Raw genomic sequence first — 22,980 nt, 5'->3', positions numbered from 1 at the left:
CCGGCCCACGACACCTAGGCTGGGGCGCGTGAGCGATCCGTCCCAGCTGCGCATCTCCGACGCCGACCGGCACAAGGTGGCCGACCTGCTCCGCGACGCGGCGGGGGAGGGCCGCCTCGAGCCCGACGAGCTCGACGAGCGGCTCGAGGCCGCGTACGGCGCCAAGATCTACGCCGACCTCGTGCCGCTGCTGGCCGACCTCCCCGGCGAGGCGCCCACGGGGGGCGGGCTCGCCGTACCGGGGGCGGCGGCGCCGTCGCCCGTCTCGTTCACGAAGTCGACGGGCGGCGCGCCCGTGCCCGCCGACCACTACGCGGTGAGCGTCGCGGTGATGAGCGGGGTCTCGCGCAAGGGCGTGTGGGAGGTCGGGCCGACGCACAACGCGTTCGCCCTCATGGGCGGGGTCGAGCTCGACCTGCGGGAGGCGCGCTTCGCGTCGCGCGAGGTCGTCATCATCGCCAACGCGCTGATGGGCGGGGTCGACATCACCGTGAACGCCTGGACCCGGGTCGTCATCGACGGCGTCGGCATCATGGGCGGCTTCGAGCAGGGCCGCGACCGCGTCGAGGCGCAGTACGACGAGCACTCGCCCGTCGTGCGGGTCCGCGGGGTCGCGCTCATGGGCGGCGTGAGCGTCACCCGCAAGGCCATGCCGGGGGAGCGCAGGCGGAAGCGCAAGCTCCTCGAGTGAGACGCCGACGGCCCCCGGTCCTGGTGGACCGGGGGCCGTCGTGCGTCCGGGGCGGTGCCCGGGTCGCGGTTCGCGGTGGGTCAGGCGGTGGTGCGGGTGGCGGGGCCGTCCAGCTCCGGGATGCGCCCGGCGCGGGTGCGGTCCACCGTCAGGTTCTCGCCCGTCGCGGGGTCGAACAGGTGCATCTGCGAGGTGTCCACCCAGATCTCCGCCTCGTCGCCCTCGCGGACGCGGCTCGCGCCGTCCAGGCTGATGACGAGCTGCGTGCGCAGCTGGTCGCCGTCGAGGTCCTTCTCCAACTGCTCGAGCTGCTTCTGGACCTCCGGCGGCGCCTCGAACGGCAGGTAGGCGTAGGTCTCGTTGCCGAGCCACTCGACGACCTCGACCTTGGCCCGGAACGTCGAGCCCGTCGGCGCCTTCGCCTCGTCGACGAGCGACGCGTCCTCGAAGGCCCCGGGGCGGATGCCCGCGATGAGCAGGCCCCGGCCGGCGACCTTCTCGGCCCGGTCGGCCGGGATCTCGACGGTGCCGAACGGCAGCTGCACCTTCGTGCCGTCCACCTCGGCCGGCAGGAAGTTCATCGGCGGGGAGCCGATGAAGCCAGCGACGAAGAGGTTGCCGGGGTTCTCGTAGAGCTCCCGCGGCGACGCGAGCTGCTGCAGCACGCCCCGCTTGAGGACCGCGACGCGGTCGCCGAGCGTCATGGCCTCCGTCTGGTCGTGCGTGACGTAGACGGTGGTGATGCCCAGCTTCTTCTGCAGCCGCGCGATCTCCGTGCGCATCTGGCCGCGGAGCTTGGCGTCGAGGTTCGACAGCGGCTCGTCGAAGAGGAACGCGTCGGCGTCGCGCACGATGGCGCGGCCCATGGCCACGCGCTGGCGCTGACCGCCCGACAGGTTGCCGGGCTTGCGGTCGAGGTGCTCGTCGAGCTCCAGCGTCGCCGATGCCTCACGGACCTTCGCGTCGACGTCGGCGTCGGAGGCGCCCGCCAGCCGCAGCGGGAACGCGATGTTCTCGTAGACGGTGAGGTGGGGGTAGAGCGCGTAGTTCTGGAACACCATCGCCAGGTTGCGGTCGCGGGGAGCCAGGTCGTTGACGCGCTTCTCGCCGATGACCATGTCCCCGGAGGTGATGTCCTCCAGGCCCACGATCATCCGCAGCAGCGTCGACTTCCCGCACCCCGACGGCCCCACGAGGATCACGAACTCGCCGTCCGCGATGTCGATGGAGACGTCGTTCACCGCGGGGAAGCCGTCGCCGTACTTCTTGACGATGTTCTTCATCTGGATGCCGGCCACGGAATCATCCCTTCACTGCGCCGGACGTGAGCCCGGCGACGATCTTGCGCTGGAAGACCAGCACGATGACGATGATCGGGATCGTCGCGATGACGGCTCCCGCGGCCAGCAGGGACGCCGGCCGGTTGAACGGATCTGCCCCGACGAAGAACGACAGCGACGCGGGGATCGGTCGCGCGGCCTCGGTGGAGGTCAGCGAGATCCCGAAGACGAAGTCGTTCCAGGCGAAGAAGAACGTGAGGATCGCGGCGGTGAACACGCCGGGTGCCGCCAGCGGCACGATCACCTTGCGGAAGGCCTGCCACGACGTGGCGCCGTCGACCTGGGCGGCCTGCTCCATCTCCCACGGGATCTCCCGGAAGAAGGCGGACAGGGTCCAGATCGCCAGCGGCAGCGTGAAGGACATGTACGGGATGATCAGGCCGGGCCACGTGTCGTAGAGCCCGATCGCCCGCCACAGGTCGAACAGCGGGCCGACGAGCGAGACCACCGGGAACATGGCGATCGCCAGTGCCGTGGTGAGCACGAGCTTCTTGCCCTTGAACTCCAGCCGCGCGATCGCGTACGCCGCGAGCGTGGCCACGATCACCGACAGCAGCGTCGCGATGAGCGAGATGCCGATCGAGTTGAAGATGGCCCGGCGGAACTGGTCGTTCTCCCAGGCGGCCACGTAGTTGTCCCAGCCGGCGAACCCGCCGTCGGCGGGGAAGAACCCGGGGCTGCCGTTGGTGATCGACTCCTGCGACTTGAAGGAGAGCGAGATGATCCAGGCGACCGGCAGCAGGCACCAGACGAGGATCAGCAGTGCGCCGACGGCGATGCCGGCCTTGCGGAGCGCGGAACCGTTACCCATCGCTCATCCCTCCTGCCGGGCCGCGGCGAGGTCGACGCGGAAGAGCTTGACGATGAGGAAGGCGATCACGAGCACCGAGAGGAACAGCAGCACCGACAGTGCCGAGCCCATGCCGATCTGGAACTGCTCGATCACCTGGCGGTAGGTGAGGAACGAGACCGACTCGGTGCCCACCGCGCCCGCCGTCATCACGAAGATGTTGTCGAAGATGCGGAACGCGTCGAGGGCGCGGAACAGGATCGCGACCATGATCGCGGCCCGCATGTTCGGCAGGATCACCCGGAACAGGCGCTGCCACCACGTGGCGCCGTCGACCTTGGCGGCCTCGATCATGTCCTCCGACACCTGCGCCAGACCGGCGAGGAGCAGCAGCGACATGAACGGCGTGGTCTTCCAGATCTCGGAGACGCAGATCGCGAAGAGCGCCGGGAACTGCTCGCCGAACCAGTTGAAGTTGCCCTCGACGAACGGCAGCCACAGGTTCACGAACCCGTTCGTGCCGCTGAAGGCGAACTGCCAGGCGAAGCCCGAGACGACCGTGATGATGCCGTAGGGGATGAGGATCGACGTGCGGATGATGCCGCGCGCGAAGATCACCCGGTGCATCACCAGGGCGAACACGAACCCGATGATCAGCTCGAAGAACACCGTGACGATCATGATGCCGACCGTCACGGCCATCGTGCGCCAGAACAGCGGGTCGGTCAGGGCGGTCACGTAGTTCTGCAGGCCCACGAAGGACCGGTCGTCCGGCGCCGTGAGGGCGTAGTTCGACAGCGAGAGCCACAGCGCCTGGAGCATCGGGAACGCCGTGACGAGGAGCATGACGACGAGAGCCGGGGCGACCAGCTTCATGCCGAGCTTGTTCTCGGCCACGGCCCGGTCGCTGGCCTTCTTCCGCTGCGCCTCCGGGGCGGGTGCGGTCACGGTGTGGGTCACAGCAGGGCCTCCCCTCTCAGGACCTCGCGCAGGTACTCCGCCGACTCGCGCGGGGTGCTCTCGGGGTCGACGTCGAAGGGCGAGTGCCACTGCGACTGCACGGCGCCCGAGATCTGGTTGTAGAACGCGCTCTTCGGGCGGGGGCCGCCCTCCTCGACGCTCGTGCGGAACAGCTCGAGCAGCGTGGGGTCGTAGGCGTCGACGAGCTCCTGCTCGTCGTACACCGACGCCCGGGCGGGCATGAGGCCGTCGGTGACCGCGAGCGCCAGCTGGGCCTCGGGGTCGGTGACGCACTGGGCGGCCTCGAGGGCGTGGTCCTGGTGCTCGGTGAAGGCCCCGACCCCGATGTTGATGCCGCCGACGGGGGGCTTGGACGCCTCGCCCTCGACGGTGCGCGGGTAGCGGGCCCACGCGAGGTCCCCGAACTGCTCCTCGGTGACGACCGTGTTGGTCTCGCTGGGCTCGTAGTTCTTGTAGACGAACGTCCAGTTGGTCATGAACTCGCCCGGGCTGCCCTCGGCGAACATGGCGCCGAGCGAGGTGCCCTCGCGGGAGACGGAGAGGTCGGACTGCGCGGCCTCGGAGTCGGCGAGCTGCTGGACGACCGCGGCGGCCGCCCGTCCGGCCTCGGAGTCGATCTCGACCTCGGCGTCGACGCCGGCCTCGGTGTTGCTGACGATCTCGCCGCCGGCGCCCTGCACCAGCGCGTTGATCCACACCATGTAGGCCTCGTAGCGGTCGGCCTGCACCCCCACGGTCGCGCCGTTCTCGGACGCGGCGGTGATGACCTGCTCCCAGGTCGCGGTGCCGGCCTCGAGGTCCTCGGAGATGCCGGCCGCGTCGGCGAGCGACTGGCGGTACCAGAGCACCTGCGTGTTCGCCCACTGCGGCGCGGCGTAGACGCCGTCCTCCCAGGTCACGGTCTCCGCGGGACCGGCGAGGACGTCGTCGTCGACGACGGCCGAGGCCACGTCCTCGGGCAGCTCCAGGAGCCAGCCGGCGCTCGCGAACTCCGGCACGAAGACCGGGTCGAGGCTCATCAGGTCCGTCGAGCTGTCCGACGCGGCGAGCCGGCGCGCGAGCTGCGTGCGCTGGTCCGTGGCGCCCGTGGGCAACAGCTGGATCTCGATGTCGTAGTCGTCCGTGCTGCACCGCTCGGCCAGCGACGTCAAGGTCGCCTGGCCGTCGGGGTTGATGTACCAGTTCAGCGTCGGCTTGCCGGAGCTGCCGCACGCGGTGAGCGTGCTCGCCGCCAGCACGAGCGTCGCCGCCGCGCCGACCCTCCGTCCGAGACGGGGATGGGGGCCACCCATGTGCCACTCCCTCTCCATTGAGTTGTGTGGCCCTCAGGTCTAGACCTTCGCGGCGGCGTTGTCCAGCACCCCGGCCGCCCCTGGTGCCACGGAACGTCTCGTGAGCGTAACCCCAGGTCAGAAAGGGGGTCGGGCGGTGCGGAGGGGGTATGTGCGGACCAGGGATGGGTACGGCGCGCCCCCCGCCCCCTCAGGGGCGCCTCAGGCGGTCCTCAGGCGGTGGCGCGGGTCGCCCGACGGGCCGTGCTGGTGATGGCGTCGGCGAACGAGGGGAAGAGACCGCGGGGGAGGTCGTGGCCCATCCCGGCGACGAGCACGAGCCGCGCGCCGGGAACGGCCGCGGCGGTCGCCCGCCCGCCCGAGGGGTGCACCATCCGGTCCTGCTTGCCGTGCAGCACGGTGACGGGCACCCGCACCTCGCGCAGCTTCGCCGTGCGGTCGGGCTGCGTGAGGATCGCCCCCATCTGCCGCAGGATCCCGGACCCGCTGACGCCCCGCCCGTGGGTCTCCACGGCCCGCGAGCGCACTGCGTCGTCGGTGTCGGTGTAGGCCGGCGAGCCGATGAGGCGGGCCATCATGGCGGTGCTCGCGACGTACGACTCCAGGTCGGGGCGGCGCGGGGCGACGAGCACGGGCAGCAGCCGCGGGTGCTGCCAGCCCACACGGCGGTTGCCGGTCGTGGACATGATCGAGGTCAGCGACAGCACCCGCTCCGGGTGGTCGACCGTCAGGGTCTGGGCGATCATGCCGCCCATCGAGACCCCCGCCACGTGCGCCCGGTCGATGCCGAGGTGGTCGAGGAGCAGCACGGCGTCCTCGGCCAGGTCGGCCATCGTGTAGGGCACGTGCACCGGCAGGCCGAGGAAGGCGCGCACGATCGCGGCCTTGCCCACGCGCTCGGCCACCCGGGTCGACCGGCCGACGTCCCGGTTGTCGTAGCGCACGACGAAGTAGCCCTCGGCCGCGATCATCCGGCACAGCTCGTCGGGCCACCACGTCATGTGGCCGCCGAGCCCCATGACGAGGAGCACCGGCGGGTCCCCGGTGTCGCCGTACGTCTGGTAGCAGAGCTCGAGGTCGTCGCGCACCGGCGCGAACGACTCCGGCGAGCGGGGTACGGCGGCCAGCCCGGGCGGCAGGTCGGTCCCCGGCTCCACGTCCTCCGGCTCGGGCGCCAGACCGGCGTCGAGGTGCTCCTCCGCCCCGACGTCCGCCGCTGTCTCGTCGGCGGTCTCGGGGGCGGTCTCGGGGGCGGTCTCGGGGGCGGTCTCGGGGGCGGTCTCGGGGGTGCGGGCGGGGTCGTCCGGGGCCATGCCCGCCATGATGACAGCCGCTCCCGACGGGCTCAGCGCTCGAAGTCGATGGCGGAGTAGGCGCGCAGCTTGCTGAGCCGGTGCTCGGAGACGACCTGGCGGATGGTGCCGCTGCGCGAACGCATGACGAGCGAGTCGGTGGTGGCCCCGCCGCCGGAGTAGCGCACGCCGCGCATGAGCTCGCCGTCGGTGATGCCCGTGGCCACGAAGAAGCAGTCGTCGCCCGTGACGAGGTCGTCGGTGTGGAGCACGTGGTCGGGGTCCAGGTCGTGCCCGGCGTCGAGGGCGCGCTGGCGCTCCTCGTCGTCGGTGGGCCACAGGCGGCCCTGGATGGTGCCGCCCAGGCACTTCATCGCGCAGGCCGTGATGATGCCCTCGGGGGTGCCGCCGACGCCGAGGAGGAGGTCGACGCCGGAGCCGGGCCGGGCAGCGGCGATGGCGCCGGCGACGTCGCCGTCGGTGATGAACTTGATGCGGGCCCCGGCGTCGCGGATCTCCTGCGCCATCTGCTCGTGGCGCGGGCGGTCCAGCAGCACGACGGTGACGTCCTCGACGCCCGAGCGCTTGGCCTTCGCGACGCGGGCGATGTTCTCGGCGACGGGGAGGCGGATGTCGACGACGTCGGCGGCCTCGGGGCCCGTCACCAGCTTCTCCATGTAGAAGACGGCGGAGGGGTCGTACATCGACCCGCGCGGGGCGACGGCCAGCACGGCGACGGCGTTGGCCATGCCCTTCGCGGTCAGGGTGGTGCCGTCGATCGGGTCGACGGCCACGTCGCACTCCGGGCCGGTGCCGTTGCCGACGCGCTCGCCGTTGTAGAGCATCGGGGCGTCGTCCTTCTCGCCCTCGCCGATGACGACCGTGCCGTTCATGCCGACGCTCGAGATCATGACGCGCATGGCGTTGACGGCGACGCCGTCGGCGCCGTTCTTGTCGCCCTTGCCGACCCAGCGCCCCGCCGCCATGGCGGCCGCCTCCGTGACCCGCACGAGCTCGAGCGCGAGGTTGCGGTCGGGCGCCTCCGGCTCGACCCGCAGGTCTTCGGGCAGGTCGGACACCGTCGAGGGATCAGTCGCCATGGCCGGATCGTAGCGTCGGGGCGGCGTCGTCGGCGGCACCGGCCGGGTAGCGGGTCACGGCCGTCTCCTTCGCGCTCGCCCAGACCTCGACCCCCGGGTGCAGGCCCAGCTCGGCCACCGCGGCGGCCGTGACGTCGGCCAGGAGGGCGTCCGGTCCGTCGCCGGAGGTGCGCACGGACACGCGGACCCCGTCGCCGTACGGGACGACCTGCTCGACCCGCCCGCGCCAGCGCAGGCGCGCCGAGCCCGACGGCGCGGTGGGGGCGCCGGGTGACAGCGTGACGGCGCTGGGCCGGAAGGCCGCGAGCCCGGCCGGCCCGGCGGGCACCAGGTTGAGGCCCACGAGCCGGGCCACGTGGTCGGTGCGGGGACGGGCGGCCACCTCGGCCGGCGTGCCCTCCTGCGCCACGCGGCCGTCCTCGAGCACCAGCATCCGCGTGCCGAGGGCGAGCGCGTCGACGGCGTCGTGGGTGACGAGGACGGTGGTGCCGCCGTACGTCGCGAGGTGGCGGGCGAGCTCCACCCGCAGGGTGGCGGCCACCCCGACGTCGAGGCCGGCGAACGGCTCGTCGAGGAGCAGGAGCTCGGGGTCGGTGGCCAGGGCCCGCGCGATCGCGACCCGCTGCGCCTGGCCCCCGGAGAGCTCGCCGGGCCGCCGCTCGGCGAGGTGCCCGACGCCGAGCCGCTCGAGCTCGGCGTCGGCCCGGTCGCGGGCCGCGCGGCGCTCCACCCCGCGGGCGCGCAGCCCGAAGGCCACGTTCTCCCGGGCGTCGAGGTGCGGGAAGAGGGCCTGGCCCTGCACGACGTACCCGACCCGCCGGTCGCGGGGGAGCAGCAGGGGGGAGGTCCAGCAACGGCCGCCCACGGCGACCGCCACCTCGGCGGGGCCACCGGGGAGCAGGCCGGCGAGGCAGCGCAGCAGGGTCGTCTTCCCCGACCCGTTGGGGCCGACGACGACGAGCACGTCACCCTCCTCCGCCCGTACGGCGGCCCGCAGCCGCCCGGGCACGTCGAGGTCGGCGACCAGCCCGCTCACGCCACTACCCCCGTCCCGACCCGTGGGGCGGCGCCGGTTGTGAGCCACCGGTTGCGCAGCAGCGCGAGCACCCCCACCGACACGAGCAGCAGGATCATCGCGAGCGTGCGCGCCGCCTCGGGGTCGGCGAGGTAGACCGCGTAGATGCGCGACGGCATCGTCTGGGTGGTGCCGGGGTAGTTGCCGGCGAACGTCACGGTGGCGCCGAACTCGCCGAGCGAGCGCGCCCAGGCGAGCACCGACCCGGCGACGACGCCGGGCAGGGCCAGCGGGAGCGTGACGCGGCGGAAGGTGTACCACCGGGTCGCGCCGAGGCCGGCGGCCACCTCGTCGAAGCCCTCCCCGGCGGAGCGCAGGGCCCCCTCGACGCTGATGACGTAGAAGGGCAGCGACACGAACGTGTGCGCCACCACGACCGCGGCGGTGGTGAAGGGCAGGGTCAGCCCCGTGGCCGCGTCGAGCGGCCCGCCGACCAGGCCGCTGCGTCCCAGCGCCGCGATGAGGGCGACGCCGGCGACGACGGGCGGGAGCACGAGGGGGACGGTGACGAGCGCCCGCACGAGGCCGCGGCCGGGGAAGTCGACACGGGCCAGCACCCACGCCAGGGGAGTGCCGAGCACCAGGCACGCGACGACCGTGGCCAGCGAGGTCTGCGCGCTCAGCCGCAGGGCGGCGAGCACGTCGGGGGAGCGCAGGTCGGCGAGCAGGGACGACCAGGGCGTCGCGAGCACGAGGGCGAGCAGCGGCACGGCCAGGAAGACCACCGCCAGCGCGGCGGGCACCCACAGCAGCGCCGGCGGCCGTCCCAGGGTCGCCCGGTCGCTCACGGGGGCCCGAACCCGGCGGCGCCCAGCACGTCGGCGCCGGCCTCGGACAGGACCAGGTCGACGAACTCCGCCGCCAGGTCGGGATGGGCGCTCTGCGCCAGCGTGGTGACGGGGTACGCGGTGACGAGGGACCCCGGGAGGTCGAACGTCGCGACGTCGGCGCCGGCGGCGCGGGCGTCGGTGCGGTAGACCAGCCCGGCGTCGGCCTCGTCCTCGCTCACCCGCGCCAGCGTGGCCTTGACGTCGCGCTCCAGGCTCGCCGGCTCGCGCGTGACGCCCGCGTCGGCCAGCGCCTGCGCGGCGAGGACCCCGCAGGGGGCGGTCTCGACGCACACGACGTAGGTGACGGCGTCGTCGTCGAGGGACGCGATGCCCGTGACGCCGGCCGGGTTCGCGGCGGGGGTGACGAGCACCAGCTCGTTCGTGGCGAAGACGGCCGGGTCGTCGGCCCGGGCGTCCCCGGCGCGCTCCATCGAGGCGGTGTCGGCCGTCGCCAGCACGTCGCCCGGCGCGCCTTGCGCGGCCTGGTCCGCCAGGGTGCCCGAGGAGTCGAGCACCAGGTCGACGCTGACGCCCTCGTGCTCGGCCTCGAACTGCTCGGCCAGCTCGGTGAAGGTGCCCGTCAGGGACGCGGCCGCGAGGACGGTGAGGGTGCGCGCGTCGTCGCCCCCCGTCGTACCTGCGTCGGAGCCGCACGCCGCGAGGGGGAGCACCACGAGCGCGGCGAGGGCGGCGCCGAGCGGGCGGCGGGTGCGGGGGAGGGGCACGAGGGCTCCGATCGGTCGGCCGGTGGGAGGCGGGGCCGGGCGCATCAGGGGCGCTCGACGACGACGGTGGTGGACTTGACCGACGCGACGGCGCGGGCGCCGGGCTCGAGGCCCAGCTCGCGGGCCGCCTCGGCGCTCATCAGCGACACGACCCGGAAGGGCCCGCAGACCATCTCGACCTGTGCCATCACCGTGTCGGCGACGACCCGCGTGACGATGCCCGGCAGCCGGTTGCGGGCGCTCACCGCGCCGGCGCGGGCGTCGTCGGGCTGCTGGTCGGCCTCGCGGGCGGCGTACGCCGCGAGCTCCGGGCCGTCGACCACCGTCCGGCCGCCCTCGCGCCGCGCGGGCAGGCGCCCGGCGTCGATCCAGCGGCGCACGGTGTCGTCGCTCACGCCGAGGAGGGCGGCGGCCTCGGCCACGCGGTAGGTGTCCACGAGGAGCCATCATGCCGCAGGTGCGGTGAGTAGCAGCGTGATCGGGCGGATCCGCGGGTCTGGGCGGCCCCGGCGCCCGCATCCGCGGAACCACGGCCCCGCGGATGCTGGCGCCCGGGCGGCGGCTGCGGGACGTCGCGCCGCGGGTGGGAGGATGGGCGCCGTGAGCGAACCCTCCCGACCCGCCCCCGTGGGCAAGCCCGGCCGGTACGAGCGCAACGTCGGGGGACTCGTCGGGTCGATGATCGTGCTGGTGCTGGCGGTCGTGGCGTTCGTCGTCTTCCGCGACTTCTTCCGCGCCGAGCCCGAGTCCGTCGCGCCCGTGGAGGAGGTCGACTACCTCTCGGCGGTGCGCGCCGGCCAGGAGTCGGGCTTCCCCGTGCTCTACCCGGCCGAGCTGCCCGACGGGTGGCAGGCCACCTCCGCCCGGCTCCCCTTCGGCGACGAGCCGGAGTGGACCCTCGGCATGCTCGTCGACGGCGAGCGCTTCGCCGGGGTCAAGGTGACGCTCGCCGACCAGGAGGCGGTGCTCGACACCGTGCTCGGCGAGGACCGCGAGGCGGACGGGAGCGTCGAGGTGTCCTCCTCCACCACCGCGGTCGCCGGAGGGTGGGGCGTGTGGACCGAGGGCTCGGACACCGCCCTCGTGCGGGCCCTGCCCGCCGCCGAGGCCGAGGCGCCGGCGGTGGCCGTGGTCTACGGCAGCCTCGACGAGGACGAGCTGGTCGACCTCGCCGGCTCCCTGACCGACGCGCCGCTGTCCCGGGGCTGACCCGCGGCCACCCGCAGCCGGTTCATCCACGGGTCGTCCCAGGGTCACGCGGGCGCCACCGCGGTGACCGGGCTGCGTCGCCCGGCTGCGTTCGGGTGGACCGCATGACCTCTCGGAACCCCTCTCGCACCCTGCCGCGGGCCCTGTCGCGGGCCCTGCGCACCGCCACGCCGGCCGTCGTCGCCACGGCCGCTCTCGCCCTCGTCGCCCCCACCGCACCCGCCGGTGCCGCCACCCCCGCGCAGGCCGCCGACCGCGGCCACGGGAACGGCCACGGGAACGGCCACGGGAACGGCCACGGGAACGGCCGCCACGACCAGCCCGAGGTCTTCGGGCACCGTGGCGCCTCCGGCTACCGCCCCGAGCACACGCTGGCGGCCTACGAGCTCGCCATCGCCCAGGGCGCCGACGCCATCGAGCCCGACCTCGTCAGCACCCGCGACGGCGTGCTGGTCGCGCGCCACGAGAACGAGATCAGCGGCACGACGGACGTCGCCGACCACCCGGAGTTCGCCGACCGTCGCACCACGAAGACCATCGACGGCCGGGCCGTCACCGGCTGGTTCACCGAGGACTTCACCCTCGCCGAGCTCAAGACGCTCCGCGCGGTCGAGCGGCTGCCGCAGGTGCGGCCGGGGAACACGGCGTACGACGGCCTCTACGAGGTGCCCACGCTCGACGAGGTGCTGACCTTCGTGGCCGCGGAGTCCCGCGAGGTGGGCCGCGACATCACGGTCGCGCCGGAGACCAAGCACCCGACGTACTTCGACTCCATCGGCCTCAGCCTCGAGGAGCCGCTGGTGGCCACGCTCGACGAGCACGGCCTCGACAGCCGCCGCGACGACGTGGTCGTGCAGTCGTTCGAGACGCAGAACCTGCGCGACCTCGACCGCCTCACCGACGTGCCCCTGGCCCAGCTCGTCGACGCCGCCGGCGCGCCGTACGACCTGGTCGCGGCCGGGGACCCCCGCACGTACGACGACCTCGTCACCCCGGCCGGTCTCCGCCAGATCGCCCGGTACGCCGAGCACGTCGCGCCGCACAAGGACCGCGTGCTGCCGCGGAACCCCGCGACGGGCGCGACGGGTGCCCCGAGCTCGCTGGTGCGCGACGCGCACCGCGCCCGGCTCGAGGTCGTCGTGTGGACCCTGCGGGCGGAGAACCAGTTCATGGCGACGAACTTCCGGATCGGCACCGACCCGAACGCCCACGGCGACCTCGCGGCCGAGTCGCGGGCGTTCCTCGACGCGGGCGTCGACGTGCTGTTCGCCGACCACCCCGACATCGCGGTCCGGGCCCGCGACGCCTGGGTGGCCGAGCAGCCGCGCCGGCGGCGCTGAGTCAGCGGTGCCGGCGGGCCGCCACCACGGTGGCGGCCATGCCGGCGCCCCCGGCCGCGAGCCACGGCAGCGGCAGCAGCCAGCGGGCGTCCACCGCCTCGACCGCGCCGGAGACCAGCAGCGCCCACACCAGGGTGAGGCCCAGGAACGCCACCCCCATGACGAGGTGGCCGACGTTCACCGGGTGCCGCCCGGCCTCCAGCCAGGTGCCGGCCGGCTGCTCGGCCCCCTCCATCCGCTCGGTCCCCTCGGTCTGGTCGGACCCGTCGGTCGCGGTGGGAGTGGCCACGGTCGTCTCCGTCCTGCTCGTGCTGCTCGTCGTCAGCGGCTGGGTGTGGTCCGGCTCGGGGAGCGGCGGGTGCGGGGCGCTCACGGGGTCACCACCACGACGTCGCCGAGCCCGAGGCTGATGTCGAGGCCGAGGGCCTCCTCGGTGCGCACCCCGGGTGTCGTGCCGGGCGCGTCGTGGGCCTCGCGCAGCTGCACGCCCGGCCCGTCCTCGACCCGCCCGAGCACGTCGGCGCCGCCCAGGCCGACGTCGACGAAGACCTCGGCGTCGAGCCCGGCCGGCAGGACCACCTCGACCCGCCCGGCCCCCGCCTCGATCCGCACGGTGCGCCCGGCCAGCCGGTCGGCGTCCCGCACGCCGGACAGGTCGACCCGCAGGTCGCCCGCTCCCTGCCGGTAGCGGTCCTGGACCCCGTCGGCGCCCGACGGCACGACCACGCGCTCCCCGGCGCTGGCCTCCTCGGCCGCGGCCGTCACGGCCGTGACCCCGGCCAGGACGAGGCCGACCAGGACGAGCCCGCCGGCGCGGCCGTAGAACGCCCCGACCACCAGCATCGTGCCGACCACGGCGAGTGCGAGGGCCGGGTAGGCCGACGGCGTCACGGCGAGGCCCGCGACGTCGACCAGGGCCAGGAGCCCCACGCCGAACGTCACGAGCGCGCCGGTGAACCAGAACAGCAGGGGGCCGCGGCGCAGCGGGTTCCGCGGACGCTGCGGCGCGACGTACCGCGGCACGGACGGGTACGGCGGGTGCCCGGCCGCGGCGTCGCCCCCGGGGTGGGTCCCCGGGTACGGCGTGCCCGTGGTGGTCGCGGGGCCGGAGCCGGGCGTGCGGGCGGTCGAGCGGCGCTGGTGGCCGCCCACCACGAGCGCGACGACGAGCAGCACCAGTAGCAAGGGCCAGGGCACCCAGCCCTCGACGAGGTCGCCGAGGAGGGCGAGCGCCGCCAGGGCCCCCGCGACGGCGAGCGCGACCGCGCGGCTGCGGTCGTCGAGCGGGACGACCGCCTCCTCGGTGTCGTCCGAGGGCACCAGCAGCCACAGGGCGCCGTACAGCAGCAGACCGCTGCCGCCGAACAGCACGAGCACGGCCAGCGCGACACGCAGGACGAGGGGGTCGAGGTCGAGGTGGCGGGCCAGCCCGCCCGCGACCCCGGCCACGTAGCGGTCGTCCCGGCAGCGCCGCAGCCGGCGCAGGTCGCGCACCTGCGCCCCCGTCACGCGGGGGCCGTGGTCGTGGGCGTCGCCGGGCCGGGGCCCGCCGGGGGAGGCGGGTGCCTCGTCGTGTGTCGTCGTCATGCGTCCCAGCCTCGTGCGCCGCGGGTCTCCCGACCATCGGGGACGCCCCTGATCCTGCCCCGGGGATGGGCCGGGCGTCGCCTCCCGCGGGTCGGGGTTGGCTCGGGGATCGTCCCGATGTGCGGGGCGGCGCGCCCGTGTGACGATGGCTCCGCCATGCCCGACCCCTTCCCCGCCACCGCCGGCCCGGCCGCCGCCGCACCCGCATCCGCCACCGGTGCCGCGCCCGCCGCCGGCGCCGCCGCCGCACCCGTGCCCGGCGCCGAGACGGCGTCGGTGCGCCGGGCGCGCCGCGACCTCGAGAACGGCCTCGTCGGAGGGGTCGCCGCGGGGCTCGCCGCGCACCTCGCGGTGCCGCTCCTGGCCCTGCGGGTCTTCTTCGCGGTGGCGACGCTGCCGGGCGGTCTCGGCGTCGTGCTGTACGGCGCGTACTGGATGCTCCTGCCCCCCGCGACGGCCCCGGGTCCCGGCGCCCCCGGGCTGGCCGGAGCCACCCGCGACGGCCGCCGCCCCCGGCGTGCCCGGCACGTCGCCAACGTCGGCCAGGCCGCCGTGGTCGGCTCCGTCGCGGTCGGTTGCGTGCTGGTGGTCGAGGCGGCGGTCGGGCGCGGCACCCTCGTGTGGGCGCTCGCGCTCGTCGCGGGCGGCGTCGCGCTGCTGTGGCGCCAGGCCGACGAGGCGCAGCGGGAGCGGTGGCTGGAGCGCACCGAGTCCCTCGACCCGGTCGGCATGGTGCTGGGGTCCGGCGGCTGGGCGGCCTACGCGCGCCTCGCCGCCGGCGGCCTCCTGCTGGCCGGCGGCCTGCTCGTGCTCGTGCTCCGCGACGGCGGGCTCGCGGCGGCGCGCGAGGTGGTGCTGGCGGTGCTGCTGGGCATCGGCGGGCTCGCGGTGGTCGTCGGCCCGTGGGTCGTGCGACTGGTCAGCGACCTGGGCGAGGAGCGCGCCGAGCGGGTGCGCAGCCAGGAGCGCGCCGACGTCGCCGCCCACCTCCACGACTCGGTGCTGCAGACCCTCGCGCTGATCCAGAAGAACGCCCACGACCCGGTCGCGGTCGCGCGGCTGGCCCGCAGCCAGGAGCGCGACCTGCGCGGCTGGCTGTTCGCCGACGAGCGGACCGAGGCGAGCACCCTGGCCGGCGCGGTGCGGGCGGCCGCGGCGGCCGTCGAGGACGACCACGGGGTCGAGGTCGAGGTCGTCACGGTGGGGGACGCGCCGTACGACGAGCGGCTCGCCCCGGTCGTCGCCGCGACGCGGGAGGCCGTGGTCAACGCCGCGAAGCACGCGGGGACGGGGCGGGTGGACGTGTACGTCGAGGTGATCGGCGGCTCCGTCGACGTGTTCGTCCGGGACCGGGGCGCCGGGTTCGCCCCCGACGCCCTGCCGGCGGACCGGCACGGCGTGCGCGGCAGCATCGTCGAGAGGATGGGCCGGCACGGGGGCTGGGCGCGCGTGCGCTCCGCGCCGGGCGAGGGCACGGAGGTGCGCCTGCACCTGCCGGCGCCGACAGCGGGCCAGTCGGGCCAGTCGGGCCAGTCGGGCCAGTCGAGGGAGGACGGACAGTGAGCGACGAGGGCCGGGCGGTGCCGGTGCGGGTGGTGGTGGTCGACGACCACCACATGTTCCGCGCGGGCGTGCGCAGCGAGCTGGCGACCGCGGGCGTCGGGCGGGTCGAGGTGGTCGGCGAGGCCGCCGACGTGGACGAGGCGGTCGCCGTCGTCGCCCGCACACGGCCGGACGTGGTGCTGCTCGACGTCCACCTGCCCGGCGGTGGCGGGGTCGAGGTGGTGCGCCGCAGCGTCACGTCCGCCCCGGGCACCCGCTACCTCGCGCTCAGCGTCAGCGACGCGGCGGACGACGTCATCGGCACGATCCGCGGCGGCGCACGGGGCTACGTGACGAAGACGATCAGCGCGGGAGAGCTGGTCGACGCCATCGGCCGGGTGGCCGACGGTGACGCCGTCTTCTCCCCGCGCCTCGCGGGCTTCGTGCTCGACGCCTTCGCCGGCGCGATCCCGGTGGCGGACGTCGACGCGGACCTCGACCTGCTCTCCGAGCGGGAGCGGGAGGTGATGCGGCTCATCGCCCGCGGCTACGCCTACAAGGAGGTCGCCCGCGAGCTGTTCATCTCGGTCAAGACCGTCGAGACCCACATGTCGAGCGTGCTCCGCAAGCTGCAGCTCTCGTCGCGCCACGAGCTGGCCCGGTGGGCCTCGGACCGGCGCCTGCTCTGAGCGCGGGGGCCGGGCGGGGGGTTGGGCGGGCCCCCACGGGGTAACGGCAGGGATCGGGCGCCCCCAGGCGCTCCCGTGCACGGGAGGTACGACGAGATGACCGATCCCGCACCACCGGCCGCCCTCGGCGCCGAGGCTGCGCGGGCGCCGGACGACGGGCCCGACGACCTGCACCGCGCCATCACCGGCCGGCTGCTCTTCTTCTAGGTCCTCGGCGACGTCCTCGGCTCCGGCATCTACGTCCTCATCGGCGCGGTGGCCGCCGCGGTCGGCGGGGCCTTCTGGCTCGCGTTCATGGCCGGCGTCACCGTGGCCACCCTGACCGGGCTGGCCTACGCCGAGCTCGTCACGAAGTACCCGCAGGCAGCCGGCGCCGCGCTCTACGTCGGCAAGGCGTTCCGCTCGCCCGCGTTCACCTTCCTCGTCACCATCAGCATGCTCTCGGCGACCTTCGCGGCCGCGGGGTCGCTGGCGACGGGCTTCTCGACGTACTTCGCCGCGGTCTGGGACGCCCCGCCCGCGCTGCTGGTGTCGGTCGTCTTCGTCTGCCTGCTGGCGCTCGTCAACTTCATCGGCATCACCGAGTCCGTCGCCGCGAACCTCGTGATGACGGTGGTGGAGGTCTCGGGCCTCGTCATCATCGTGGTCATCGGCGTCGCCCACGTGGCGAGCGGCGAGGCGGACGCGGGGGTGCTCACCAGCTTCGAGGCCGACGGCAACCCCGTGTGGGCGCTGGTCGCCGGCGTCGCGCTCGCCTTCTTCGCCATGACGGGGTTCGAGAACGCGGCCAACGTCGCCGAGGAGACGGTCGACCCGCGGCGCACCTTCCCCCGCGCGCTGGTGGGCGGCATGGTCGGCGCCGGCATCGTCTACGTGCTCGTGGCCGTCAGCGCCGCGCTCGTCGTGCCGTTCGACCGCCTCGTCGCCACCGACGGCGACCCCGCGCTGCTGCAGGTGGTGCAGGCGGACGTCGTGCCCGTCCCCGACGGCACGATGGTGACGCTGTTCTCGATCATCGCCATGGTCGCGATCACGAACACGACCCTCGTCGCGATCGTGACGCAGTCGCGCATCCTCTTCGGCATGGCCCGCGAGGACGTCGTGCCCGGGGTGTTCGCGCGGGTGCACGCCACCCGGCGCAGCCCGTGGGTGGCCCTGGTCTTCGCCGCGGTGGTCGTCGTGGCCCTGCTGTGCGTGGGCACGCTGGTCGACCGCGCCGGGTGGGGCGGCAGCGATGGGCTCGTGACCACGCTCGCCAACGTCACGGTCGTGCTCCTGCTGTTCATCTACGGCCTCGTGATCGTCTCCGCGCTCCGGCTGCGCGGGACGGACGAGGGCCCGGGGACGTTCCGGGCGCCGACGGCGCTGCTCGTGCTCGGGCTGGCGGGCAACGCGGCGCTGCTCGTCTACGTCGTGGTGGACGACTGGACCTCGCTCGTGTGGTGTGCGGGGCTGCTCGGCCTGGGCGTCCTGCTCTACCTGTGCGAACGGGTGCTGGGACGGCGCCGGGACGGGGGTGCGTGATGCACGTCGTCGTCGCCACCGACGGGTCCCGGCAGTCGCTCGCCGCCGCCCGCCACCTGCGCTCGTTCGCCGACCCCGGCGCCCTCACGACGATCACGGTCCTCGCCGTGGTGCGGCCGCTGGCCGCGGTGTCGTTCGTCAACGAGCTCGACCCCGGCCCGCGGGAGTCGGCGACGCAGGAGGTGGCGTCGTTCCGCGACGCGGCCCGCGCCGCCACCGCGGCGGTCGCCGCCGTGTTCGCGGACTGGGGGCCCGAGGTCGCACGCCGGGTCCGCAGCGGCTCGCCGGGCGCCGAGATCATCCGGTTCGCCGAGGAGGTCGACGCCGGGCTGGTCGTCGTCGCCAGCGGCGGGCGGGGGCTCTCGGACCGGGTGCTCCTGGGCAGCACCGCCCAGCGGGTGCAGCAGTACGCGCCGTGCCCCGTGCTGGTGGTCCGTCCCCAGCCGCGTCGCAAGCGCTGAGGGCGGCGGCAGCACCGGCGCCGGCCGCGCCGGCGGGGACTACGCTGCGGGCCGTGGAGATCCTGCGCCTCGTCCTCCTGCTGCTGCACGTGCTCGGCTTCGCGGCCCTCATCGGCGGGCTGCTCGCCCAGGTGCGCGACCCCGAGAAGCGCATCACCCCGCCCGTGCGGGACGGGGTGGGTACGGCGTTCGTCGCCGGCCTGCTCCTCGTGGGCGTGCTCGAGGCCGGCGACGCCGCGGTCGACCACGGCAAGATCGCGGTCAAGTTGGGGATCGGCCTCGTGCTGCTGGTGCTGGTGATGGCCAACACCCGCAAGCCCCGCATCCCCGACGGGCTCTTCCTCGGGCTGCTCGTGCTCTCGGTGGTGCAGGTGGTCGTCGCCCTGTTCTGGTCGCCGGTGCACACCTTCGACTGAGCCGCCCGGGGCGGGTGCCCCGACCGTGACGGGGGGTGGCGGTGCGTACCCTTGACGCCACGATGTCCTCACCCTCCGTCCCCCCGGTCGACACCTTCGTCCTGCCCGGTCTCGAGCACCTCCAGGCCCGTCCCGAGCCCCCGTCGCGGGGCGCGGGGCGCGGTGCCGCACCCGCCGACGACGGCGCCGCCGAGCGCGCCGCCCTGCTCGAGGGCCTCAACGAGCCGCAGCGCCAGGCCGTCGTCCACGCCGGCAAGCCCCTCCTCGTGGTCGCGGGCGCCGGCTCGGGCAAGACCCGCGTGCTGACGCGGCGCATCGCCTGGCTGGTCTCGCAGCGGGGCGCGCACCCCGGCTCGATCCTCGCCATCACGTTCACCAACAAGGCGGCGGCCGAGATGAAGGAGCGCGTCGAGGCGCTCGTCGGTCGCCGGGCCCGCGTCATGTGGGTCTCGACGTTCCACTCCGCCTGCGTGCGGATCCTGCGCAAGGAGATCGACCGGCTGGGCTACTCGTCGAGCTTCTCGATCTACGACTCCGCCGACTCCCAGCGGCTCATGGGCCTCGTGCTCAGCGACCTCGAGCTGGACCCGAAGCGCTACCAGCCGCGCGCCGTGCTCGCCTGGGTCTCCAACGCCAAGAACGAGCTGAAGGACCCCGAGCAGGCCGCGGCCGACGCCAGCAACGGGCTCGAGGAGGCCTACGCGGCGGCGTACACGCAGTACCAGCGGCGCCTGCGCGACGCCAACGCGCTCGACTTCGACGACCTGATCATGACGACGGTGCACCTGTTCTCGGCGTACCCGGAGGTCCGGGAGGTCTACCGCCGCCGGTTCCGGCACGTCCTCGTGGACGAGTACCAGGACACCAACCACGCGCAGTACGCGCTCATCCACCAGCTGTGCGCCGACGACCCGGAGGCGGCGCGCGACTCCGGCACGCCGGTGCCGGGCGACGTCGGTGGCTCGGCGGGGGAGCGCGTCGGGCCCAGCGAGCTGATGGTGGTGGGCGACGCCGACCAGTCGATCTACGCGTTCCGCGGGGCCAACATCCGCAACATCCTCGACTTCGAGCAGGACTTCCCCGACGCCACGACGGTGATGCTCGAGCAGAACTACCGCTCGACGCAGACCATCCTCACCGCCGCCAACGCGGTGATCGGCAACAACGAGGGCCGCAAGCCCAAGCGGCTGTGGTCGGACGCGGGCGACGGCGAGCCGATCGTGGGGTACGTCGCGGACGACGAGCACGACGAGGCCCGCTTCGTCGCCGACGAGATCGACACCCTCACCGACGACCACGGGGTGCGCCCCGCCGACGTCGCGGTCTTCTACCGCACCAACGCGCAGTCGCGGGTGTTCGAGGAGATCTTCGTGCGGGTGGGGATGCCCTACAAGGTCGTCGGCGGCGTCCGCTTCTACGAGCGGCGCGAGGTGCGCGACGCCCTGGCCTACCTGCGGATGCTGGCCAACCCGGCCGACGAGGTGTCGCTGCGCCGGGTGGTCAACACGCCGAAGCGGGGGATCGGCGACCGGGCGCAGGCCTGCGTCGCCGCGCTCGCGGCGCGGGACGGCTCGACGTACTGGGAGGCGCTGCGCGTCGCCCACCGCGCCGACGGCATCGCCACGCGCTCGCTCAACTCGATCCGTGCGTTCGTGGACGTGGTGGAGCAGCTGCAGCAGATGGTGGCGGCCGACGAGCGGCCCGACGTCATCCTGGAGGCGGCGCTCGACCGCTCGGGCTACCTCGCGGAGCTCGAGGAGTCCGACGACCCGCAGGACCAGACGCGGCTGGAGAACCTGGCCGAGCTGGTGGCCGTGGCGCGGGAGTTCGCCGACGACCCGCAGGCGGGACCCTCCGCGGACCCCGACGACGTCGAGGCGGGCACCGTGACGCCGGGCCTCACCGACTTCCTCGAGCGGGTCGCGCTCGTCGCCGACGCCGACCAGATCCCCGACGACGACGGCACGGGCGGGGGCGTCGTCACCCTCATGACGCTGCACACGGCCAAGGGGCTGGAGTTCCCCGTCGTGTTCCTCACCGGCATGGAGGACGGGGTCTTCCCGCACATGCGCACGCTGGGCGACCGCAAGGAGCTGGAGGAGGAGCGCCGGCTGGCGTACGTCGGGCTGACCCGCGCCGAGCAGCGCCTCTACATCTCGCGCGCCGTGGTGCGCTCGGCCTGGGGCGCCCCGTCGCACAACCCGGCGTCCCGGTTCCTCGACGAGCTGCCGGTCGACCTCGTGGAGTGGCGGCGCACGGCCGCCGCCATGACGTCGTGGACGCGCTCCGACCTCGGGTCGGGCAACGCGGCGGCCGGCACCCGCCCGGGCGGCGGCTCGACGACACCGCTCGGGCTGCCCACCGCCGCCGGGCGCCGCAACTTCTCCGCGGCGGCCGCCCGCGCCGACGCCGCCGCGAAGGCGAAGAAGAACCGTCCGGTGCCGTCGCTGGCGCCCGGTGACCGGGTGGTGCACGACGCCTTCGGCATGGGCTCCGTCGTCACGGTGGAGGGGGCGGCCGAGAAGGCCGTGGCCTCCATCGACTTCGGGTCCCAGGGCGTCAAGCGCCTGCTGCTGCGCTACGCGCCGGTCGAGAAGCTCTGAGGAAGGCGAACGGCCCCGACGCGAGGCGTCGGGGCCGTTCGTGCGGGAGGCGCGGGGGCCGCCGGGTCTAGCTCAGGGGGTGACGCCGTTCTGCGCCATCGCGGCGGCCGGGTCGACCGGGTCGCCGGCACCGGGGCGCACCTCGAGGTGGAGGTGGGGACCGGAGCTGTTGCCGGTCGAGCCGACGTACCCGATGACGTCGCCGGCGGCGACCTCGGTGCCCGACGAGACGCTGATCGAGGACTGGTGGGCGTACCACATCTCCGTGCCGTCCTCGAGCGTGATGACGGTCTTGTTGCCGTAGCTGCCGGCGTACCCCGTCTCCGTGACCCGGCCGCCCGCGACGGCGCGGATGGGCGTGCCGGACGGGGCCGCGAAGTCGAGGCCGGTGTGGTAGCCCGACGCGTAGTAGGACTCGGCCTGACCGAACCGGTTGGTGAGGCGGTAGTTGTCGACCGGCAGCACCCAGGCGTTCAGCGCGAGCAGCTCCGCCTGCTCCTCCGCGGAGCTGGCGAGCAGCTGCAGCTCGGTCGAGCGGCGCTGCGCCTGGGCCTCGGTCTCGGCGATGGTCGCCTCGTCGGCGGCGTCCACGAGCGCGTCGCGCTCGGAGTCGCGGCTGACGGCGCGGGTGCGCTCGGTCAGCAGGTCGCTGCTGGAGGCCACCGTGGTGCCGGACATCGCGTTGCTGGCCGAGAGCCGGTACGACGCGGGGTCGACCTCGGCCGTCGGGCTGGCGCCACCCGCGGTGACGGCGCCGCCGGCGGAGATCGCCAGCACGGCGACGCCCGCCAGGACGGGAGCGGAGGGACGGATCGGCAGGCGCAGACCCGTCGGGGCGGCGGGCTCCTTCGCGCGGACCGCCTTGCGGCGCCCGGGCGTGGCGCTCGCGCCGGCCCGGCGCTCGGCGCGCGCCTGCGCGGCGAAACCGCGGACGTCGTACGTCGTCGCAGGGGACGCCTCGGTCGGCACGGCCGGCAGCGTGAGCGTGGTGTCCTCGAACGAGACCTCGGAGCGCACGCCGTGGTCGGCGGCGGCAGCGACGGACGGGAGCACCGTCTGCGGCGAGGGCGTGGTGGGTACCAGGGCCTCGCGGGCGGCCTCGTCGGCCAGCGCGGCCAGGGCCGGCGCGGCGGTCTCGGGGGACTCGTCGACCGGGTGCGCCTCGGTGGCCTCCGGCTCCGTGACGGGGCTGCGGCGCGGGGCGGGACGGGCGGCGCGCTTGCCTCCGGCAGGGCGAGGGGCGTCGGCGGTCGACGAGCCTGCGCGGCGGGGGCCGCGACGTTCGGCTCGGTGGTTGCCCATCTACCTCGTGTTCCTCGTTCGGTTCGGCAGGCGGGGGCCTGCGTTGACGTGCTCGGAAGGTCAGCGCCCGACTGTAACGGACGGACGCCGTCCGCCGGAATCCCGGGTTCGCGCCACCTGTGGATCGTGCCGCTGTGCCCCGGCGCGGACCCGGCGCGTGTGGCCGACGTCACGTCGTACCGGCCGGTGCG

General features: G+C 74.5%; 21 protein-coding genes and 1 pseudogene. 9 read left to right on the top strand and 13 right to left on the bottom strand.

Annotation, left to right across the window (positions count from 1 at the left end; all coding sequences use genetic code 11):
- The first annotated feature begins 28 nt into the window (after window positions 1–28).
- Window positions 29–691 carry a DUF1707 domain-containing protein gene (locus INN71_RS08395; protein ID WP_277500392.1) on the top strand — a complete coding sequence of 221 codons (663 nt, stop codon included), beginning with the start codon at window positions 29–31 and terminating at the stop codon, window positions 689–691.
- An 80-nt stretch (window positions 692–771) separates the two neighbouring features.
- On the opposite strand, the gene INN71_RS08390 is transcribed toward INN71_RS08395, so the two are convergent.
- The 10 genes from INN71_RS08390 to INN71_RS08345 all read right to left on the bottom strand — a co-directional run bounded on the left by INN71_RS08390 (window position 772) and on the right by INN71_RS08345 (window position 10,553).
- Complete coding sequence (locus INN71_RS08390) at window positions 772–1,989, bottom strand: ABC transporter ATP-binding protein (RefSeq protein WP_277500391.1); 1,218 nt, start codon at window positions 1,987–1,989, stop codon at window positions 772–774.
- A 4-nt stretch (window positions 1,990–1,993) separates the two neighbouring features.
- Window positions 1,994–2,842 (bottom strand): carbohydrate ABC transporter permease, encoded by an 849-nt coding sequence (locus tag INN71_RS08385; protein WP_277500390.1) that lies wholly within the window; start codon window positions 2,840–2,842, stop codon window positions 1,994–1,996.
- Window positions 2,843–2,845: 3 nt separating this feature from the next.
- Window positions 2,846–3,781, bottom strand: a complete 936-nt coding sequence (locus tag INN71_RS08380; protein ID WP_277500389.1) for a carbohydrate ABC transporter permease — start codon at window positions 3,779–3,781, stop codon at window positions 2,846–2,848.
- Entirely contained in the window at window positions 3,778–5,094 is a 1,317-nt protein-coding gene (locus INN71_RS08375; protein WP_277500388.1) for an extracellular solute-binding protein, read from the bottom strand. The genes INN71_RS08380 and INN71_RS08375 overlap by 4 nt, the downstream gene beginning before the upstream one ends.
- A gap of 212 nt (window positions 5,095–5,306) precedes the next feature.
- On the bottom strand, window positions 5,307–6,407 hold the full coding sequence (locus INN71_RS08370; RefSeq protein WP_277500387.1) for an alpha/beta fold hydrolase: 1,101 nt from the start codon (window positions 6,405–6,407) through the stop codon (window positions 5,307–5,309).
- A 32-nt stretch (window positions 6,408–6,439) separates the two neighbouring features.
- The gene (gene glpX, locus INN71_RS08365; RefSeq protein ID WP_277500386.1) at window positions 6,440–7,486 is read right to left on the bottom strand and encodes a class II fructose-bisphosphatase; all 1,047 of its coding nucleotides are present in this window, start codon (window positions 7,484–7,486) and stop codon (window positions 6,440–6,442) included.
- Complete coding sequence (locus tag INN71_RS08360) at window positions 7,476–8,522, bottom strand: ABC transporter ATP-binding protein (RefSeq protein WP_277500385.1); 1,047 nt, start codon at window positions 8,520–8,522, stop codon at window positions 7,476–7,478. Before INN71_RS08360 ends, glpX begins: the two co-directional genes overlap by 11 nt.
- Window positions 8,519–9,349, bottom strand: a complete 831-nt coding sequence (locus INN71_RS08355) for an ABC transporter permease (protein WP_277500384.1) — start codon at window positions 9,347–9,349, stop codon at window positions 8,519–8,521. The genes INN71_RS08360 and INN71_RS08355 overlap by 4 nt, the downstream gene beginning before the upstream one ends.
- The gene (modA, locus tag INN71_RS08350) at window positions 9,346–10,116 is read right to left on the bottom strand and encodes a molybdate ABC transporter substrate-binding protein (protein WP_277500383.1); all 771 of its coding nucleotides are present in this window, start codon (window positions 10,114–10,116) and stop codon (window positions 9,346–9,348) included. Before modA ends, INN71_RS08355 begins: the two co-directional genes overlap by 4 nt.
- Before the next feature lie 44 nt (window positions 10,117–10,160).
- A complete protein-coding gene (locus INN71_RS08345; RefSeq protein ID WP_277500382.1) occupies window positions 10,161–10,553 on the bottom strand; it encodes a molybdopterin-binding protein in 393 nt (130 codons plus the stop codon).
- Between the two features lie 163 nt (window positions 10,554–10,716).
- On the opposite strand from INN71_RS08345, the gene INN71_RS08340 reads away from it, so the two are divergent.
- Both INN71_RS08340 and INN71_RS08335 read left to right on the top strand, forming a co-directional pair.
- Window positions 10,717–11,325, top strand: coding sequence for a DUF4245 family protein (locus INN71_RS08340; RefSeq protein ID WP_277500381.1), 609 nt, complete (start codon window positions 10,717–10,719; stop codon window positions 11,323–11,325).
- A gap of 104 nt (window positions 11,326–11,429) precedes the next feature.
- On the top strand, window positions 11,430–12,665 hold the full coding sequence (locus tag INN71_RS08335; RefSeq protein ID WP_277500380.1) for a glycerophosphodiester phosphodiesterase: 1,236 nt from the start codon (window positions 11,430–11,432) through the stop codon (window positions 12,663–12,665).
- Window position 12,666: 1 nt separating this feature from the next.
- Here the strand turns inward: INN71_RS08335 and INN71_RS08330 are convergent, their stop codons facing one another.
- Both INN71_RS08330 and INN71_RS08325 read right to left on the bottom strand, forming a co-directional pair.
- A complete protein-coding gene (locus tag INN71_RS08330; protein WP_277500379.1) occupies window positions 12,667–13,038 on the bottom strand; it encodes a hypothetical protein in 372 nt (123 codons plus the stop codon).
- A complete protein-coding gene (locus INN71_RS08325; RefSeq protein ID WP_277500378.1) occupies window positions 13,035–14,252 on the bottom strand; it encodes a PspC domain-containing protein in 1,218 nt (405 codons plus the stop codon). Before INN71_RS08325 ends, INN71_RS08330 begins: the two co-directional genes overlap by 4 nt.
- A gap of 156 nt (window positions 14,253–14,408) precedes the next feature.
- Between INN71_RS08325 and INN71_RS08320 the strand changes: the two genes are divergently transcribed.
- The 6 genes and pseudogenes from INN71_RS08320 (at window position 14,409) to pcrA (ending at window position 21,487) form a co-directional block, all read left to right on the top strand.
- Window positions 14,409–15,815 (top strand): ATP-binding protein, encoded by a 1,407-nt coding sequence (locus tag INN71_RS08320; protein WP_301800058.1) that lies wholly within the window; start codon window positions 14,409–14,411, stop codon window positions 15,813–15,815.
- The gene (locus INN71_RS08315) at window positions 15,812–16,483 is read left to right on the top strand and encodes a response regulator transcription factor (protein WP_277500781.1); all 672 of its coding nucleotides are present in this window, start codon (window positions 15,812–15,814) and stop codon (window positions 16,481–16,483) included. The genes INN71_RS08320 and INN71_RS08315 overlap by 4 nt, the downstream gene beginning before the upstream one ends.
- A 219-nt stretch (window positions 16,484–16,702) precedes the next feature.
- A pseudogene (locus INN71_RS08310) lies at window positions 16,703–18,007 on the top strand (APC family permease); the annotation flags it as partial.
- Window positions 18,007–18,468, top strand: a complete 462-nt coding sequence (locus tag INN71_RS08305) for a universal stress protein (RefSeq protein ID WP_277500783.1) — start codon at window positions 18,007–18,009, stop codon at window positions 18,466–18,468. The pseudogene INN71_RS08310 and the gene INN71_RS08305, both read left to right, overlap by 1 nt.
- Window positions 18,469–18,521: 53 nt before the next feature.
- On the top strand, window positions 18,522–18,884 hold the full coding sequence (locus INN71_RS08300) for a hypothetical protein (RefSeq protein ID WP_277500780.1): 363 nt from the start codon (window positions 18,522–18,524) through the stop codon (window positions 18,882–18,884).
- Window positions 18,885–18,946: 62 nt separating this feature from the next.
- Complete coding sequence (gene pcrA, locus INN71_RS08295) at window positions 18,947–21,487, top strand: DNA helicase PcrA (protein WP_277500779.1); 2,541 nt, start codon at window positions 18,947–18,949, stop codon at window positions 21,485–21,487.
- A 72-nt stretch (window positions 21,488–21,559) separates the two neighbouring features.
- Here pcrA and INN71_RS08290 read toward each other — a convergent pair whose 3' ends face one another.
- Window positions 21,560–22,789: a M23 family metallopeptidase gene (locus INN71_RS08290; RefSeq protein WP_277500778.1), complete on the bottom strand. Its 1,230-nt coding sequence runs from the start codon at window positions 22,787–22,789 to the stop codon at window positions 21,560–21,562.
- Window positions 22,790–22,980 lie beyond the last annotated feature (191 nt).

The sequence above is a fragment of the Nocardioides sp. ChNu-153 genome (genome assembly GCF_030466625.1).
GTDB lineage: Bacteria > Actinomycetota > Actinomycetes > Propionibacteriales > Nocardioidaceae > Nocardioides.
The sequence above is the reverse complement of the archived record's forward strand: the minus strand, read 5'-3'. Positions and strand labels throughout refer to the sequence as shown.

Bases quoted from the DNA above. Each gene is read 5' to 3' on its own strand.
- INN71_RS08385 (WP_277500390.1), bottom strand. From the start codon at position 2,842: ATGGGTAACGGTTCCGCGCTCCGCAAGGCCGGCATCGCCGTCGGCGCA.
- INN71_RS08375 (WP_277500388.1), bottom strand. From the start codon at position 5,094: ATGGGTGGCCCCCATCCCCGTCTCGGACGGAGGGTCGGCGCGGCGGCG.
- INN71_RS08370 (WP_277500387.1), bottom strand. From the start codon at position 6,407: ATGGCCCCGGACGACCCCGCCCGCACCCCCGAGACCGCCCCCGAGACC.
- glpX (WP_277500386.1), bottom strand. From the start codon at position 7,486: ATGGCGACTGATCCCTCGACGGTGTCCGACCTGCCCGAAGACCTGCGG.
- INN71_RS08335 (WP_277500380.1), top strand. From the start codon at position 11,430: ATGACCTCTCGGAACCCCTCTCGCACCCTGCCGCGGGCCCTGTCGCGG.
- INN71_RS08325 (WP_277500378.1), bottom strand. From the start codon at position 14,252: ATGACGACGACACACGACGAGGCACCCGCCTCCCCCGGCGGGCCCCGG.
- INN71_RS08320 (WP_301800058.1), top strand. From the start codon at position 14,409: ATGCCCGACCCCTTCCCCGCCACCGCCGGCCCGGCCGCCGCCGCACCC.
- INN71_RS08305 (WP_277500783.1), top strand. From the start codon at position 18,007: ATGCACGTCGTCGTCGCCACCGACGGGTCCCGGCAGTCGCTCGCCGCC.
- pcrA (WP_277500779.1), top strand. From the start codon at position 18,947: ATGTCCTCACCCTCCGTCCCCCCGGTCGACACCTTCGTCCTGCCCGGT.
- INN71_RS08290 (WP_277500778.1), bottom strand. From the start codon at position 22,789: ATGGGCAACCACCGAGCCGAACGTCGCGGCCCCCGCCGCGCAGGCTCG.